Origin of the sequence: Amycolatopsis minnesotensis (assembly GCF_039529815.1) — a bacterium.
GTDB lineage: Bacteria > Actinomycetota > Actinomycetes > Mycobacteriales > Pseudonocardiaceae > Amycolatopsis > Amycolatopsis minnesotensis.
Window position 1 is genome coordinate 76,886 of record NZ_BAAANN010000014.1, and the last position, 14,885, is coordinate 91,770.

General features: G+C 70.3%; 15 protein-coding genes. 8 read left to right on the forward strand and 7 right to left on the reverse strand.

The genetic code is table 11. The features are described from left to right. Nucleotides 1-93 precede the first annotated feature (93 nt). Nucleotides 94-789, forward strand: coding sequence for a hypothetical protein (locus ABD256_RS19065; protein WP_344420116.1), 696 nt, complete (start codon nucleotides 94-96; stop codon nucleotides 787-789). Between the two features lie 69 nt (nucleotides 790-858). Further along, complete coding sequence (locus ABD256_RS19070; RefSeq protein ID WP_344420118.1) at nucleotides 859-2,016, forward strand: cystathionine gamma-synthase; 1,158 nt, start codon at nucleotides 859-861, stop codon at nucleotides 2,014-2,016. Here ABD256_RS19070 and ABD256_RS19075 read toward each other — a convergent pair. After that, nucleotides 2,013-2,303, reverse strand: a complete 291-nt coding sequence (locus tag ABD256_RS19075) for a hypothetical protein (protein WP_344420122.1) — start codon at nucleotides 2,301-2,303, stop codon at nucleotides 2,013-2,015. The genes ABD256_RS19070 and ABD256_RS19075 overlap by 4 nt on opposite strands. A 96-nt stretch (nucleotides 2,304-2,399) precedes the next feature. Here ABD256_RS19075 and ilvA point away from each other — a divergent pair, with 96 nt between their 5' ends. Then, nucleotides 2,400-3,605 (forward strand): threonine ammonia-lyase, encoded by a 1,206-nt coding sequence (gene ilvA / locus ABD256_RS19080; protein ID WP_344420125.1) that lies wholly within the window; start codon nucleotides 2,400-2,402, stop codon nucleotides 3,603-3,605. A gap of 81 nt (nucleotides 3,606-3,686) precedes the next feature. Here ilvA and hppD read toward each other — a convergent pair whose 3' ends face one another. After that, on the reverse strand, nucleotides 3,687-4,895 hold the full coding sequence (gene hppD / locus ABD256_RS19085) for a 4-hydroxyphenylpyruvate dioxygenase (protein WP_344420128.1): 1,209 nt from the start codon (nucleotides 4,893-4,895) through the stop codon (nucleotides 3,687-3,689). A gap of 148 nt (nucleotides 4,896-5,043) precedes the next feature. On the opposite strand from hppD, the gene ABD256_RS19090 reads away from it, so the two are divergent. The 3 genes from ABD256_RS19090 to ABD256_RS19100 all read left to right on the forward strand — a co-directional run bounded on the left by ABD256_RS19090 (nucleotide 5,044) and on the right by ABD256_RS19100 (nucleotide 7,081). Next, nucleotides 5,044-5,511: an Lrp/AsnC family transcriptional regulator gene (locus ABD256_RS19090; RefSeq protein WP_344420131.1), complete on the forward strand. Its 468-nt coding sequence runs from the start codon at nucleotides 5,044-5,046 to the stop codon at nucleotides 5,509-5,511. Between the two features lie 78 nt (nucleotides 5,512-5,589). Then, complete coding sequence (locus tag ABD256_RS19095) at nucleotides 5,590-6,411, forward strand: helix-turn-helix domain-containing protein (RefSeq protein ID WP_344420515.1); 822 nt, start codon at nucleotides 5,590-5,592, stop codon at nucleotides 6,409-6,411. A gap of 64 nt (nucleotides 6,412-6,475) precedes the next feature. Continuing rightward, the gene (locus ABD256_RS19100) at nucleotides 6,476-7,081 is read left to right on the forward strand and encodes a dihydrofolate reductase family protein (protein WP_344420134.1); all 606 of its coding nucleotides are present in this window, start codon (nucleotides 6,476-6,478) and stop codon (nucleotides 7,079-7,081) included. On the opposite strand, the gene ABD256_RS19105 is transcribed toward ABD256_RS19100, so the two are convergent. The 3 genes from ABD256_RS19105 to ABD256_RS19115 form a co-directional block, all read right to left on the reverse strand. Continuing rightward, on the reverse strand, nucleotides 7,053-7,847 hold the full coding sequence (locus ABD256_RS19105) for an MBL fold metallo-hydrolase (protein WP_344420137.1): 795 nt from the start codon (nucleotides 7,845-7,847) through the stop codon (nucleotides 7,053-7,055). The genes ABD256_RS19100 and ABD256_RS19105 overlap by 29 nt on opposite strands. 132 nt (nucleotides 7,848-7,979) lie before the next feature. Then, nucleotides 7,980-8,477, reverse strand: a complete 498-nt coding sequence (gene greA, locus ABD256_RS19110; protein ID WP_344420140.1) for a transcription elongation factor GreA — start codon at nucleotides 8,475-8,477, stop codon at nucleotides 7,980-7,982. Between the two features lie 193 nt (nucleotides 8,478-8,670). Continuing rightward, on the reverse strand, nucleotides 8,671-9,135 hold the full coding sequence (locus ABD256_RS19115) for a DUF4307 domain-containing protein (protein ID WP_425546470.1): 465 nt from the start codon (nucleotides 9,133-9,135) through the stop codon (nucleotides 8,671-8,673). A 140-nt stretch (nucleotides 9,136-9,275) separates the two neighbouring features. Here ABD256_RS19115 and mca point away from each other — a divergent pair, with 140 nt between their 5' ends. Together mca and ABD256_RS19125 are read left to right on the forward strand one after the other, a co-directional pair. After that, nucleotides 9,276-10,187 (forward strand): mycothiol conjugate amidase Mca, encoded by a 912-nt coding sequence (gene mca / locus ABD256_RS19120; RefSeq protein ID WP_344420146.1) that lies wholly within the window; start codon nucleotides 9,276-9,278, stop codon nucleotides 10,185-10,187. Further along, nucleotides 10,184-10,564, forward strand: a complete 381-nt coding sequence (locus ABD256_RS19125) for a hypothetical protein (protein ID WP_344420148.1) — start codon at nucleotides 10,184-10,186, stop codon at nucleotides 10,562-10,564. The genes mca and ABD256_RS19125 overlap by 4 nt, the downstream gene beginning before the upstream one ends. Nucleotides 10,565-10,934: 370 nt before the next feature. Here the strand turns inward: ABD256_RS19125 and ABD256_RS19130 are convergent, their stop codons facing one another. Further along, entirely contained in the window at nucleotides 10,935-13,460 is a 2,526-nt protein-coding gene (locus ABD256_RS19130; RefSeq protein ID WP_344420151.1) for a polynucleotide kinase-phosphatase, read from the reverse strand. After that, nucleotides 13,457-14,842: a 3' terminal RNA ribose 2'-O-methyltransferase Hen1 gene (locus ABD256_RS19135; RefSeq protein ID WP_344420155.1), complete on the reverse strand. Its 1,386-nt coding sequence runs from the start codon at nucleotides 14,840-14,842 to the stop codon at nucleotides 13,457-13,459. Before ABD256_RS19135 ends, ABD256_RS19130 begins: the two co-directional genes overlap by 4 nt. Nucleotides 14,843-14,885 lie beyond the last annotated feature (43 nt).

Below are 14,885 nucleotides of genomic sequence, written 5' to 3' on the forward strand. Positions count from 1 at the left end.
GTTCGCGCAATCGTTGTCGCGAAAAGCGTGTTGCCCGGTGTGCGCCGGGGCTAGGGTGGCCGCACTGACAGCCACGGTCGATGTGGGGGAGAAGTGACCAATCCGTACGGCTACCCGGCTCAGCAAGGCCCCGGATACGGGGGTTACGGCCAGGGTGGCCATGGGGGCTATCCGGCGCCGCGGCAGCGGCCGAGCGGCGTGACCGCGATCCTCGCCGCGGTCTTCGGCCTGCTCGTCGCGGTCGGCGGCGGTCTCATCGTGATCACGTTGCTCATCCAGGTCAACGACCTGGGGCGGGGTATCGGCGATCTTCCCGGCAACGCGCTGACCGCGCTGGGGCTGCTTCTCGCCGCCGCGTTGTTCGCCCTGCTCGGTGCGGTGATCGCGTTCTTCCGCTCGGCAGCGGGCGCGATCCTGCTGCTGCTCGGCGCGGTGGTGGGCATCGCCGCGTTCTTCCTCTACCCCGCGCTGACGAGGATCAAGTTCAGCGTCTTCATGAGCATGATCTTCGATTTCGACAACGCGGTGTCGTTCGGCATGGTCGCGGTGCTCGTGTTCGCGCCGCTGACGCTCGTCTTCGCGGCGCTCCCGCCGACGTTCCGCTACCTGCGCTACCGCGCGCCCGCGCCGGGCCTCGACCCCTCGCAAGGCGGCGGCTACCCGCCGCAGCAGCAGCCACCGGGGTACCCGGGGCAACAGCAGTCACCGGGTTACCCGCAGCAGCAACCGGGCTACCCGCCCCAGCAAGGGCCGCAGCAGCACGGGTATCCGCCGAACCAGGGCTGGTGACCCCGCGCACCGTGGCCGGACCCCTCCCACCCGTTGGGAATCAGGGACCGTGGTCGTACGCTGGTCCGCATGGGTGACGACGCCGCAAGGTTCGGATTCGAGACACGTGCCATCCACGCCGGCCAGAAGCCGGACCCCCGCACCGGGGCGGTGATCGTGCCGATCTACCAGACCTCGACCTACGCGCAGGACGGAGTCGGCGGCACGCGCGAAGGCGACTACGAGTACTCGCGCACCGCGAACCCCACGCGCACCGCGCTGGAGGAGGCGCTCGCGTCGCTGGAGGGCGCGCGCCACGGGCTGGCGTTCGCCTCCGGGATGGCCGCGACGGACGCCCTGCTGCGCAGCGTGCTGCGGCCGGGCGATCACCTCGTGCTCGGCAACGACGCGTACGGCGGCACGTTCCGCCTCATCGACAAGGTGCTCACCCAGTGGGGCGTCGAGTACACCGTGGCCGATTTGTCCCGTGTGGACGAAGTGCGCGCCGCGGTGCGGCCGGAGACCAAGCTCGTCTGGTGCGAGTCGCCGTCGAACCCGTTGCTCGGCATCGCCGATCTTGCCGCGCTCGCCGGTATCGCGCACGAAGGCGGCGCGAAACTGGTGGTGGACAACACTTTCGCCACGCCGTACCTGCAGACGCCGCTCGAACTGGGCGCCGACGTCGTGGTGCACTCCACGACGAAGTACCTCGGCGGGCATTCCGACGTCGTCGGCGGCGCGATCCTGACCGATGAGGACGAACTGCGGGAGAAGCTGTTCTTCATCCGCAACTCCGCGGGTGCCGTGCCCGGTGCGTTCGACGCGTGGCTGACGCTGCGCGGCATCAAGACCCTCGCGGTCCGGATGGAACGGCACTGCGACAACGCCGAGCTGGTCGTCGAGGCCCTTTCCGCGCATCCCAAGGTCGCGAAGGTCTTCTATCCCGGCCTTGGGGACCACCCCGGACACGAGACCGCCGCGAAGCAGATGCGCCGGTTCGGCGGGATGGTCTCGTTCAGCCACGCCGACGGTGAGCGGGCCGCGCTCGACGTCGCCGCGAACACGGAGCTGTTCATCCTGGCGGAGTCCCTCGGCGGGATCGAGTCGCTGATCGAGCACCCCGGCCGGATGACGCACGCGAGCGTGGTGGGGTCGACCCTGCAGGTGCCCGCGGACCTGCTGCGGCTCTCCGTCGGCATCGAGGACGGCACCGACCTGGTCTCCGACCTGCGGAAGGCGCTCGGCTAGGGCTGGAACTTCGCGCCGGTGTTCGGGCCGCTGCCTTCGACGGCGGCCGGGACACCGGGGCGGGCGGGGGTGAGTTCCGCCGTGTTCACACACCCGCCGACCAGCTCGACGTGGTTGTCGTGCCGGATGTACTGGCCGGGATCGGCGCAGGACGCCTGCTCGACGGTGTAGAAGGCGACGCCGGTGAGCGCGGCGGCGGAGACGATGCCGACCAGCATGGAGACCGCACCGGTGGAACGGGGCCCGCGCGCTCTTCGCGTCGCGTCCGGTTCGCTCCCCAGTCGCATGCTTTCTCCCGTTCTCCTCGGTGCCGGTTCGCCAAGGGTACTCGTACCGTGGAACCCCGACGGGGCGGCACGGGCCAGGTGGCATCATCCCGTGTCATGCGACTCGTCAGCTTGGACCGGATCCACAGGGCCCGGACGCTGCTCGAGGGTGTGATCCGTCAGACCCCGATGGAGCACGCCCGCGACCTGCGGCAGATGCACACCGGCGCGGTGTACCTGAAGTGCGAGAACCTGCAGCGCACCGGTTCCTTCAAGATCAGGGGCGCCTACACCCGCATCCACGGCCTCAGTGACGCCGAACGCGCGCGCGGCGTCGTCGCCGCGAGCGCGGGGAACCACGCGCAGGGCGTGGCGCTGGCCGCGTCGCTGCTCGGCACGAAGGCGACCGTGTTCATGCCGGAACGGGCGCCGTTGCCGAAGCTGGCGGCGACCAGGGGATACGGCGCCGACGTGCACCTGCACGGCGCGATGCTGGAGGAGACCCTCGCCGAGGCGATCGCGTTCGGCGAGCGGACCGGCGCGGTGTTCATCCACCCGTTCGACCACGCCGACGTCATCGCGGGCCAGGGCACGGTGGGGCTCGAAGTGCTGGAGCAGGTGCCCGAGGTGGGCACGGTACTGGTCGCGACCGGTGGCGGCGGGCTCGTCGGCGGGGTCGCGTCCGCGGTGAAGGCGAGCAACCCGAGGGTCAGGGTGGTCGGCGTGCAGGCCGAAAGCGCGGCGGCCTTCCCGGCTTCGCTCGCCGCGGGGAAGCCGGTGCGGCTGCCGCACCTGCACACCATGGCGGACGGGATCGCGGTCGGCATGCCGGGCGAGGTCAGCTACGCGCACGTCGAGGCGATGGTGGACGAGGTCGTCACGGTGACCGAGGAATCGCTGTCGCGCGCGGTGCTGCTGTGCCTGGAACGCCGGAAGCTGGTGGTGGAGCCCGCGGGCGCGGCCGCGGTGGCGGCGCTGCTGGAGCATCCCGGCGCGTTCGAGCCGCCGATCGTGGCGATCCTGTCCGGCGGCAACGTCGACCCGCTCCTGCTGCTGCAGATCATCCAGCACGGCATGACCGCGGGCGGGCGGTACCTGAAGCTGCACCTGCGGGTGCCGGACCGGCCGGGCTCGCTGGCCGCGGTGCTGCAGCGGGTGAGCGAACTCGGTGCCAACGTGCTCGACGTCGAGCATTCCCGGATCTCCGGCGCGCTCGAACTCGGCGAGGTGGACGTGTCGCTCGCGCTGGAAACGCGCGGCCCCGAACACTGCCGCGAACTGGGGAAGGAACTCCAGAACGCGGGTTTCACGGTGCAGCCCTGAAACGCGCCGAGCGCCCCGAAGGTGGCCTTCGGGGCGCTCAGGTCCCCGAAGGCCGCCTTCGGGGCATCGAACAAGAGGGGGTCAGAGGTTGCCGCGGCGCTCCTGCTCGCGCTCGATCGCCTCGAACAGCGCCTTGAAGTTCCCCTTGCCGAAGCCGAGCGAACCGTGGCGCTCGATCATCTCGTAGAACACGGTCGGGCGGTCGCCGATCGGCTTGGTGAAGATCTGCAGCAGGTAGCCGTCCTCGTCGCGGTCGACCAGGATCCGGTGCTCCTTCAGCACCTCGATCGGCACCCGCACCTCGCCGATCCTCGCCCGCAGTTCGGGGTCGTCGTAGTAGGAGTCCGGGGTCTCCAGGAACTCGACGCCCGCGGCGCGCATGGCCGTCACGGTGGCGATGATGTCGTTCGTGGCGAGCGCGATGTGCTGGCAGCCCGCGCCGCCGTAGAACTCGAGGTACTCGTCGATCTGCGACTTCTTCTTCGCGATCGCGGGCTCGTTGAGCGGGAACTTCACGCGGTGGTTGCCGTTGGACACCACCTTGCTCATCAGCGCCGAGTAGTCGGTGGCGATGTCGTCGCCGACGAACTCCGCCATGTTCACGAAGCCCATCACGCGGTGGTACCAGTCCACCCAGTAGTCCATCTTGCCGAGCTCGACGTTGCCGACGCAGTGGTCGACGGCCTGGAACAGGCGCTTCGGCGCGCCTTCCGGCCGCTTCACGGTGCTTTCCTTCGGCTCGAAGCCGGGCAGGTAGACACCGTTGTAGCGCGAGCGGTCGATGAGCGAGTGGCGGGTTTCGCCGTAGGTCGCGATGGCCGCCATGCGCACCGTGCCGTGGTCGTCGGAGACGTCGTGCGGCTCCTCCAGCACGGTGGCGCCCTGCGCCCGCGCGTGCGCGATGCACTTGTCCACATCGGACACTTCGAGGGCGAGGTCGGTGACGCCGTCGCCGTGGCGGCGGTGGTGGTCGAGCAGCGGCGAGTCGGGCTGGACGCCGCCGGTGATCACGAACCGCGCCGAGCCGGACTTCAGCACGTACGCCTTGCGCTCGAAGTTCCCGGTCTCCGGGCCGGAGTACGCGACGAGCCGCATCCCGAACGCGACCTGGTAGAACCAGGCGGTCTGGGTGGCGTTGCCCGCGATGAACACGACCGCGTCCATGGCCTTGACCGGGAACGGGTCGGCGGAGGCGTCGTGGTCGACGAGTCCGACGAGCTGACGGAGCTGGTCGTAGCTGACGTCGTCGAGCCCGGAACCCGAAGCTCCCGATCCGAGGGTCTGCGTCATGGCGGCCTCCCTGTGGTGGTGTGTGCGGTACTTCGCAGAATCCACGGGGCGGGCAAGATGAGCAATAGATGCAATAATTGCTGGGCAGTATGGCTAGTTACGCACCGGGATTACCGGTCAGGGTGGGCAATGTGTGTAGGAGGATTTCATGGCACTCGACGCACTGGACGCGCGCCTGCTGCTCCTGCTGACCGACTCGCCCCGCCTCGGGGTGCTCGAATGCGCGCGGCGGCTCGGCGTCGCGCGGGGCACCGTGCAGGCGCGGCTCGACAGGCTGACCGAAAAGGGCGTGCTCGGCGGATTCCCGCCCGAGCTGGACCTGGCCGCGATGGGGTACGGGCTGACCGCGTTCGCGGTGCTCGAGATCCGGCAGGGCAGGCGCGCCGAGGTGACCGAGGCGCTCACCGCGATCGACGAGGTGTGCGAGGTGCACGCCACCACCGGCCAGGGCGACCTGTTCGTGCGGATGGTGGCGCGCGACAACGACGACCTGCAGCGCGTGATCGACGACGTGGTCGGTGTCCCGGACGTGCTGCGCACCTCGACGTCGATCGCGCTGTCCACCCCCGTCCGCCCGCGCGTGCGCCCGCTGCTGGAGCGCACCGCCCGCGATTGAACCCTTCGCCTGCCGCTTCCCCGCGCGCGAGGCCGGCGGGGCGTCGGCGATGCTGTACGCGTGGAGTACGTGTCCAGAGTGCCGCGACCGCCGCTGGACGGGCTGATCGACGACCTCTACTACCTGGAAGGTGCGGCGCCGTACGCCCGGCTGACGCTGCCGGCGGCGCCGTCGGCGTTGCTCATCGTCAACCTCGGGGCGCCGTTCCGCATCCGCGCCGGCACCGGCACCGAGACGGCCGAGTACGCCGACGGCTGCGTGGTCACCATGCCCACCCGCGCGTGGGAGTTCGGCTACCCACCCCGGACCCGGTCCGTCGGCGTGCACTTCAAACCGTGGGGGCCGGCGCCGTTCCTGCCGATGCCCGCGGCCGAACTGTGCGACCGGCCGGTGACGGTGGAGCAGGTTTGGGGCCGGCCCGCCGTCGCTGAGCTGCGCGACCGGCTGGCCACCGCGGGCGGCCCGCACGAGATGCTGACGCTGCTCGAGGAGGAGCTGATGCGACGGCTGTGCGAGACCGCGGGACTGGGGCTGGTCCGCCACACGAGCGGTGTCATCGCGGCGGCCGGCGGGGCGGTGGCGATCGGCGAACTGAGCGCGGCAGCCGGTGTCAGCACCACTCATCTGGCACAGCGGTTCAAGGAACTCGTCGGCGTCACGCCGAAGCGGTTGGCCCGCACCTGCCGCTTCGCCGCCACCGTGTTCGCGATCGACCCCGCCGGACCGGTCGACTGGGGCGAGCTCGCCGGTGGCGCGGGCTACTTCGACCAGGCCCACTTCGGCCACGAGTTCCGGGCGTTCACCGGGCTCACGCCGACCCGGTACGTCGAAGTCCGGCGGCGGTTCCTGCGCGAACATCCCGGCCACACGCTGGACGGCTGGCCGCTGCCTGCCGATTGAATTCTTACAAGAGCCGCAGCTCGCGACGCGCTAATTTGGGGCACCCCAAGCAAAGGAGGGCCTCGTGGGCAAGGTGGTCATGTACAGCTCGGTGTCGGTGGACGGCTTCATCGCGGACGAGCACGACCAGCCAGGACCGCTGTTCGACTGGTTGTCCAGCGGTGACGTCCCGTTGGACGAAAGCGGCGGGCTGAAGGTGTCGCGGACGTCCTACGACTACACACGGGCGTACTGGGACCAGATCGGGGTGACAATCGCCGGCCGCCACGTCTTCGACATGACGGAGGGCTGGGACGGGAAGCCTCCGGGCGGGATCGACCACGTGGTCGTCGTGACGCACCGGCCGGCGCCCGAGGGCTGGGACCCCGGGGCGCCGTTTCACTTCGTCGACGGCGTCGAGGCAGCGATGGCCAAGGCGCAGGAGCTCGCGGGTGACCGCACGGTCGAGGTCGCCGCCGGCGACGTCGGTGGCCAGGCGCTTGCCGCGGGCCTGATCGACGAGGTGCGCATGGACGTCGTACCCGTGGTGTTCGGGTCCGGCAAGCGCTACTTCGGGTCGGTCGACGCGCAGCACCTGCTGGAGGATCCCGACGTGCTGATCCAGGGCAACCGGGTGCTGCACCTGCGCTATCGGGTGCGCCTCAGCGAACGTGGTCGAGGTAGCGCTTGACGGACCGCCGCACGATGTCGTGCCCGCCGGCGGGGATGGCCGAGTCCCACCACGCGCCGTAAATGGCGTCGAACTCGTACGGTTCCAGCAGCTCACCGGCCCGCCGCACGATTTCGGGGCGCTCGGGGATCAGGTTCGGGTAGCTGTACATGAACGCGACGAACTCGCGGTCCGGGATGACCTGCACGATGTCGCCGGACAGCAGCGCGCCCTTGCCCTCGTGCCAGTGCAGCACGGTGCCACCCGCGAAGTGCACGCCGAGGTTGACCAGTGTCAGGTCGTCGGCGAGCCGGTTCGTGCGCCCACCCCAGAACTCGATCGACGGGTCCGGCCGCCCGACCCATTCGCGATCGGACTCGTGCAGGTGGATCGGCACGTCGAAGGCGCGCGCCCACTCGACCATCGTCGTGTAGTAGTGCGGATGGGAGATCGCGATGCCGGTGATCCCGCCCAGTTCGGTGACCCGCCGGACGATCTCGTCGTCGAGGTAGGCGACGCAGTCCCACAGGAAGTTGCCGGACGCGGCGCGCACGAGCAACGCGCGTTCGCCGATCGCGAACCGCGGCTGGGTGCCGATGCCGAGGAGCCCGGGGCCCTCTTCCCCGATCCGGGCGGCGTACTCGCCACTCGCCCGCATCTCGTCGAGACTGGTCCACCGCTGCCCCGCGGCGGGCACGTACTGCCGCTCGTCCTCGCAGATCGGGCAGTCCTCGCGCGCCGCGGTGTACTGCATGCCGCAGGTGACGCAGATCGGTTCGGCGCTCATGGACGTTGTCCCTTCCCTCGTTCCCCGGTTCGGGACAACGTCCGTGCGGCACGAGGGCGCGGTGTCCCCGTGAGCGAAACCAGCGGGAAATATGCACGCCCGGCCATGAACCGGGCGCGCATCCCGCCTTCGTCAGCCCGTGTAGGGGACGGCCTTGACCAGGGTGACCTTCTGCTTGCTGCCGTTGGGCAGCTCGTACTCGCGGGCTTCGCCCTCCTTGGCGCCGAGCAGCGCCTTCCCGAGCGGGGAGTCGGGCGAGTACACGTCGAGCCCGCCTTCGGCGCCCTCTTCACGAGTTGCGAGCAGGAACTGCTCGTCCGCGTCGTCGCCGTCGTAGCGCACGGTCAGCACCTTGCCGGGGCCCGCGGTGCCGTCGTTGGCCGGCGCCTCGCCGACCTTCGCGTTGCGAAGCAGTTCCTGAAGGTGGCGGATCCTGGCCTCGGCCTGACCCTGCTCTTCACGGGCGGCGTGGTAGCCCCCGTTCTCCTTCAGGTCACCTTCTTCGCGGCTGTCGTTGATGCGCGCAGCGATGACCGGACGATTCTCGATCGCTTCGTCGAGCTCGTGCTTGAGCCTGTCGTAGGCATCCTGAGTCAGCCAGGTCACCTTGGTGTCGCTCACGGCCACCATCTCCTCGTTGTGCCTGCCAGGCTTGGGTATGCAAGCCGGCGGCCGCGCGGAACGAGCCCACGCGGCTGGATAAAGGAAAAACACGGCCCGTCTTGGGCCGTGCCGGTAGATCAGGATAACACGGTTGAGCAGGTCAACGCCGCTCAGTTGTCCGCATTTCGGACGCCGGGCGCTTCGTTCACCCCGTTGGCCGCTACTCGCTTGACAAGTACGCGGGTACTTCGTACGAGCACCCGAACACGTCGGACGTGACCGGTTTGCCGATGCTCTTGATCGTCGTCCGCACGGTGGTGACGGTATCGGTGCCGGGTGGGACGAACACCTCCCGGCGGCCACTCTCCGCGCCCGCCTTGTCACGCACCCGTACCACGCAGACGCCTGGTTTGCCCGGCTCGTCCCTGGTCACCTGGAGCGTCATCGACATGGCGTCACCGGGAAGCTCCTCGAAGCCCGCGCGTTCGGCGTCGATGGGCGCCGCGCCGAGGTTCAGGTACGCCACCCAGGTGACGATCCCGCTGACCACCAGCGCGATCGCGCCGTACAGCCACTTCCGCCACTTCTTCGACGTGCGGGTGCGTGCACGGCCGTAGCGGTCGCCCAGTTCCGTGCCAGTGGCGGCGCGGGTGGCCTGGTCGGTGGCCAACGGCGGGCCTCCCATCGGTCTTGTCGTGGTGGCGAGGACAATGGAGCCGGACGGCGGGGTGAGCGCCCCGCCCGATTGTCTCCAGTATCCCCGCCGGCGCGGGGGCGAGAAGCGCGGGGGCGAGGAATACGAACCGGGAAGGGACCGTTGCGGCCATGGTGACTGCTGACGATCTGGGAGCGGCGGGGCGACCCCGCCTGCGTTTGATGGCTGTGCACGCCCATCCCGACGACGAGTCGAGCAAGGGCGCGGCCACGATGGCCAAGTACGTCGCCGAAGGGGCCGACGTGATGGTCGTGACCTGCACCGGCGGCGAGGCAGGCAGTGTTCTGAACCCGGCGATGGACCGCCCGGACGTGCTGGAGAACATGACCGAGATCCGGCGCGAGGAAATGGCGCGCGCGGCGAAGATCCTCGGCGTGCGGCACCGCTGGCTCGGCTTCGTCGACTCCGGGCTCCCGGAGGGCGACCCGCTGCCCCCGCTGCCGGAGGGCTCGTTCGCCGTGGTCCCGCTGGAGGAGCCCACCGAGGCGCTGGTGCGCGTGATCCGCGAGTTCCGGCCGCACGTGATCCTCACCTACGACGAGAACGGCGGCTACCCGCACCCCGATCACATCCGCACCCACGAGGTGTCGATGGCCGCCTTCGACGCCGCGGCCGAGCCCGACAAGTTCCCCGAGGCGGGCGAGCCGTGGCAGGCGCTGAAGCTGTACTACATGCACGGCTTCTCGCGGGCGAGGATGGAGTCGTTCCACCGGGTGCTCACCGAGGCCGGGCTCGAATCGCCGTACCAGGAGTGGCTCGACAAGTGGGACGCCGACCGCCCCGACGTGATGGAGCGGGTCACCACCAGGGTCGAATGCGCCGACTACTTCGAGGCGAGGGACGAGGCGCTGAAGGCGCACGCCACCCAGATCGACCCGGACAGCAGGTGGTTCGCGGTCCCGCTGGAGATGCAGCGCGAGGCGTGGTCGACCGAGGAGTACGAGCTGGTCCGGTCGCTGGTCGACAGCACGCTCCCGGAGGACGACCTGTTCGCGGGGGTTCGTGAGAAGGTGGCCACATGACGTTTTCGTTGCCCGCTGCGGTCGCGGTGCCCGTCACGGCCGCCGCGACCGCGCTGGCACAGCAGCCGAACAACCCCGGCGGCGACAAGGGCGGCCAGGGGGAGGACTTCGGCAAGTCCTCCCCGACCGGCCTGCTCATCCTGATCCTGTTCCTGGTCGCGGTCGCGTTCCTGGTCCGGTCCATGACCAAGCACCTCAAGCGCGTGCCCGCGAGCTTCGACAAGGAAGAGGACGCGGAGACCGCGGCTCGAGCCGAAGGCGATTCCGCCGAGGTCGCCGAGGTCGCGGCTGACCCGGAGCCGGAGAAGCCCGCGAAGGCGGATGATCCGGACGAGGCCCCTTCGTCGTCGAAGCCCGAAAAGGCCGACCACGCCTGACCTGGGCTCGCACTCCTGCATGTCCCGAAGGCGTCCTTGGGGGAATGTGACGCCGCGAAGGCGCCCTTCAGGGCATCGGCGTCGCCGTGCCTCGTGTCGTGAGGGGTGAGATTGGGGCGTCAGATTCCCTGAAGGTGCCCTTCAGGGATCAAGCCCTCGGGCGGCTTTCCGGGTGGCTTCGCGTTTCCGCCAGCCATCTCACCAGAGATCGAGCGCGTGGGTGTCCTGAAGGCGTCCTTGGGGGAATGTGACGCCGCGAAGGCGCCCTTCAGGGCATCGGCGTCGCCGTGTCGCGTGTCGTGAAGGGTGAGATTGGGGCGTCAGATTCCCCCAAGGCCACCTTCGGGGTCGAAGGTGGCCTTGGGGCGGATCACAGTCGCGGGTCGACCGGGTCGGATTCCAGGGCCAGCACGGCGAACACGCATTCGTGCACCCGCCACAGCGGCTCGGCGCGCGCGACCCGCTGCAGTGCTTCCAGGCCCAGCGCGTACTCCCGCAACGCGAGCGCGCGCTTGCGGTCGAGGCTCCGGGTCCGCAGCCGCGAAAGGTTCTCCTCGACGGTGTAGTCGGGGCCGTAGATGATCCGCAGGTACTCCCGCCCGCGCACCTTGACGCCCGGCTGCACGAGACCCCGCGTGCCGCGTGTGAGGTTCGCCGCCGGTTTGACGACCATGCCCTCGCCGCCCGCCGCGGTCAGCTCCTGCCACCACGCGGTGCCCGCGGCGACGGAGTCCTCGTCCGTGGTGTCCACGGAAAGGGTCCTGGTCGCCGTGAACAGCGCGGGATCCGCCGTCCTCAGCCGTTCCGCGAGCGCGAGGTGCCACGCGTGGGGGCGCTCGTGGTGGGACGCGCCCTCGGAGGCCAGCACCTGGAACGGCGCCAGCCGGACGCCGTCGAGGCCCTCGGTCGGCCAGCAGTAGCGCCGGTACGCGGTGCGGTAGGCGTCCACAGTGGACTTCCTGGCGCGCGTGCGGTCCAGCAGCTCGCCCAGGTCCACGCCGCGTGACGCCGCCTCGGCGAGCGCCTCGGTGGCGACCGGCAGCGCGGCCTGCGCGGCGGCACCCACCGACGCGTACTGGTCGGCGATCAGCTTGCCCGCCTTGAGGCTCCACGGCATCAGCTCGGCGTCCAGCAGGAGCCAGCCGGTGTCCAGTTCGGACCACAGGCCCGCCACCGTCACCGCGTCGCGCACCCTCGTGAGCAACGCTGCGGACTCGCCGCCCCGGAAGAACGGGCGCCCGGTTCGCGTGTAGACGACACCGGTCCCGTCGACGCCGAACCGCCGCGGCGCGACCGTCTCATCGCGACAGATGACCACGACCGCGCGCGAGCCCATGTGCTTTTCCTCGCACACCACGGACTGGACGCCTGCCGAGCGGAACTCGGCGAACGCCTGCTCCGGGTGTTCGAGATGACCCTCCACAGTGGACGTGGAACTGGGCGCCATGGTCGGCGGCAGGTACAGCAGCCAGCGCGGGTCGGTCGCGAACCGGCTCATCACCTCCAGTGCCGCCGCGGACTGCTCCGCGGACACGCCGACGCGCCCGTGAGCTTGCGTCTGCAGGATCCGCTTCCCGGTGACGTCCGCCAGCTCCAGCACCGCCGGTTCGCGCTGACGGGTCGCCGACGGCGGCAGGTCCTCGGCGGGCAGCAGCGGCTTGACCGGCTCGTACCAGACCTTCTTCGCCTTGACCGAGACGACCTCGCGCTCCGGATAGCGCAGCGCGGTCAGCTTGCCGCCGAACACGCAGCCGGTGTCGAGGCACATCGTGCCGTTGACCCATTCGGCGTCCGGGGTCGGCGTGTGTCCGTAGAGGACCATCGCCTCGCCTCGGTAGTCCCGTGCCCACGGCAGGCGCACCGGCAGGCCGTACTCGTCGGTCTCGCCGGTGGTGTCGCCGTACAGCGCGGTGCTGCGGACCCGCCCGGAAGCGCGCCCGTGGAACCGTTCGGGCAGCCCGGCGTGCGCGACGACGAGCTTTCCGCCGTCCAGCACGTAGTGCGCGATGAGGCCGTCGCAGAACGCGTCGACCTTCGCGCGGAATTCGTCGTCGGTGGCGGCGAGCTGTTCCAGCGACTCCGCGAGCCCGTGCGAGACCTGGACGCGCCGCCCGTGCAGCGCCCGCACCAGCTTCTGCTCGTGGTTGCCGCACACCACCAGCGCGTGCCCGCGCTCGACCATGTCCATCACGATCCGCAGCACGCCGGGGGTGTCCGGGCCGCGGTCGACGAGATCGCCGACGAACACCGCGGTCCGGCCGCCGGGATGCCCGGTGCCGGGCGCGTACCCGAGCGCGGAGAGCAGTTCCTCCAGTTCCTCGCGGCAGCCGTGGACGTCGCCGATCACGTCGAACGGCCCGGTCAGCTCGCGCCGGTCGTTGAGCAGCGGTTCGATGACGATCTCGGCCCCGGCGACCTCTTCCTCGCTCCGCAGCACGTGCACCCGCCGGAAACCCTCGCGCTGCAAGGACTTCAGCGATCGGCGCAGGTTCTGCCGGTGCCGCTTGATCACGTGCGCGCCGAAGTCGCGGTCCGGCCGCGACGCGTTGCGCGCCACGCAGAGCCGCTCCGGCAGGTCGAGCACGATCGCGGTGGGCAGCACGTCGTGCTCCTTCGCGAGCCGGATCAGGTCGGCGCGGTCGTGCTGCTGCACGTTGGTCGCGTCGACCACGGTCAGCCTGCCGGCCGCGAGCCGCTTGCCCGCCACGAAGTGCAGTGCTTCGAAAGCGTCCTTCGACGCCGACTGGTCGTTTTCGTCGTCGGCGACCATGCCGCGGAAGGTGTCGCTGGAGAGCACCTGCGACGGTGCGAAATGGGTGCGCGCGAACGTCGACTTGCCGGAGCCGGACGCGCCGACGAGCGCGACGAGCGACATGTCGGGAATGGTGAGCTTCATGCCGCACCCTCCTTCGCGGTGAAAACGGCGAGCTGGGTCGGCGGGCCGACCTCCGGGTCTTCGACGCCGACGGGCAGGTACCTGACGTCGTAGGAGTTGCGCGCGGCCACCGAGGACGCCCACGACCGGAACTGCGCGCGCGTCCACTCGAAACGGTGGTCGCCGTGCCGGAACGTCCCGGCCGGCAGGGTTTCGAAGCGCACGTTGTACTCCGAGTTCGGGGTGGTCACCACGACGGTGCCCGGACGCGCGACGGAGAACACCGCGTGCTCCATCGCGGGCAGGCGGTCTTCCTCGAGGTGCTCGATGACCTCCATCAGCACGGCGGCGTCGTACCCGGCCAGCGACGGATCCGCGTAGGTCAGCGCCGACTGCCGCAGCGCGACGCGGCCGCGCGCGTGCTCGGGCACGCGGTCGAGCTTCAGCTTGCGCTCGGCGACGTCGAGCGCGCGAGCCGACACGTCGAGCCCGACGATCTCGGTGAACGACGGTTCCGACATCAGCACCTTCAGCAGCGCGCCGCCGCCGCAGCCGAGGTCGAGCACGCGCCGCGCCCCCGCCCCGCGCAACGTCGCCAGCACCGTGCCCTGGCGCTGCACAGCCAAGGGCTGCGGCTGGTCCGGTGCCTCGGTGACGAGCGGCTCCTCCGGCTCGGCATCGGGCTCGGATTCGGCGAGGCGTTCGAGCGCGTAGTCGACGTAGGCGCGGCGGTGCACGAGGTACCGCTTGGTGATCAGGTCGCGTTCCGGGTGCTCGCCGAGCCAGCCCTCGCCCATGCGCAGCAGCTTGTCGGCCTCGTCCTGGCTCACCCAGTAGTGCTTGGCGCCGTCGAGCGCGGGCAGCAGGACGTACAGGTGGCGCAGTGCGTCGGCGACGCGGATCGTGCCGGTGAGCGTCACGTCGACGTACCGGGATTCACCCCACTCGGGGAACTCCGGGTCGAGCGGTGCGACGGTGCCGGACACGGTCCAGCCCAGCGGCGCGAACAGGCGCTCGACGAGTTCGAGGCCACCTCGCGCGGACAGCGACGGCACGCGGACGGTCAACGGGATCGCCTGCCCGGCCAGTTCGGGACGCGCGTCGCAGCGGCCGGTCATCGCGGTGGTGAACACCGCGCGCAACGCGACGGCGAGCTGGGAGCCCGCCGCGTACGGGCGGTCGTTGACGTACTGGGTGAGCCCGCCGCGCCGGTCGCGCACCATCGCGATCGGGTCGAGTTCGACCATCAGCGCCACCGCGCACTCCTGCTCGGTGGCACGCGGGTAGAACACGTGCGCGGTGCCCGCCGAGATCGGGAACGACTGCGCCCGGCCGGGGTGCTTGTGCAGCAGGAAACCGAGATCGGTCGCGGGCCGGTGGGTGGTGCTGATCATCAGGAACACCGGCTCAGTGTGTCAAAGCGGCCCGCCGCGCACAGGTGGTTTT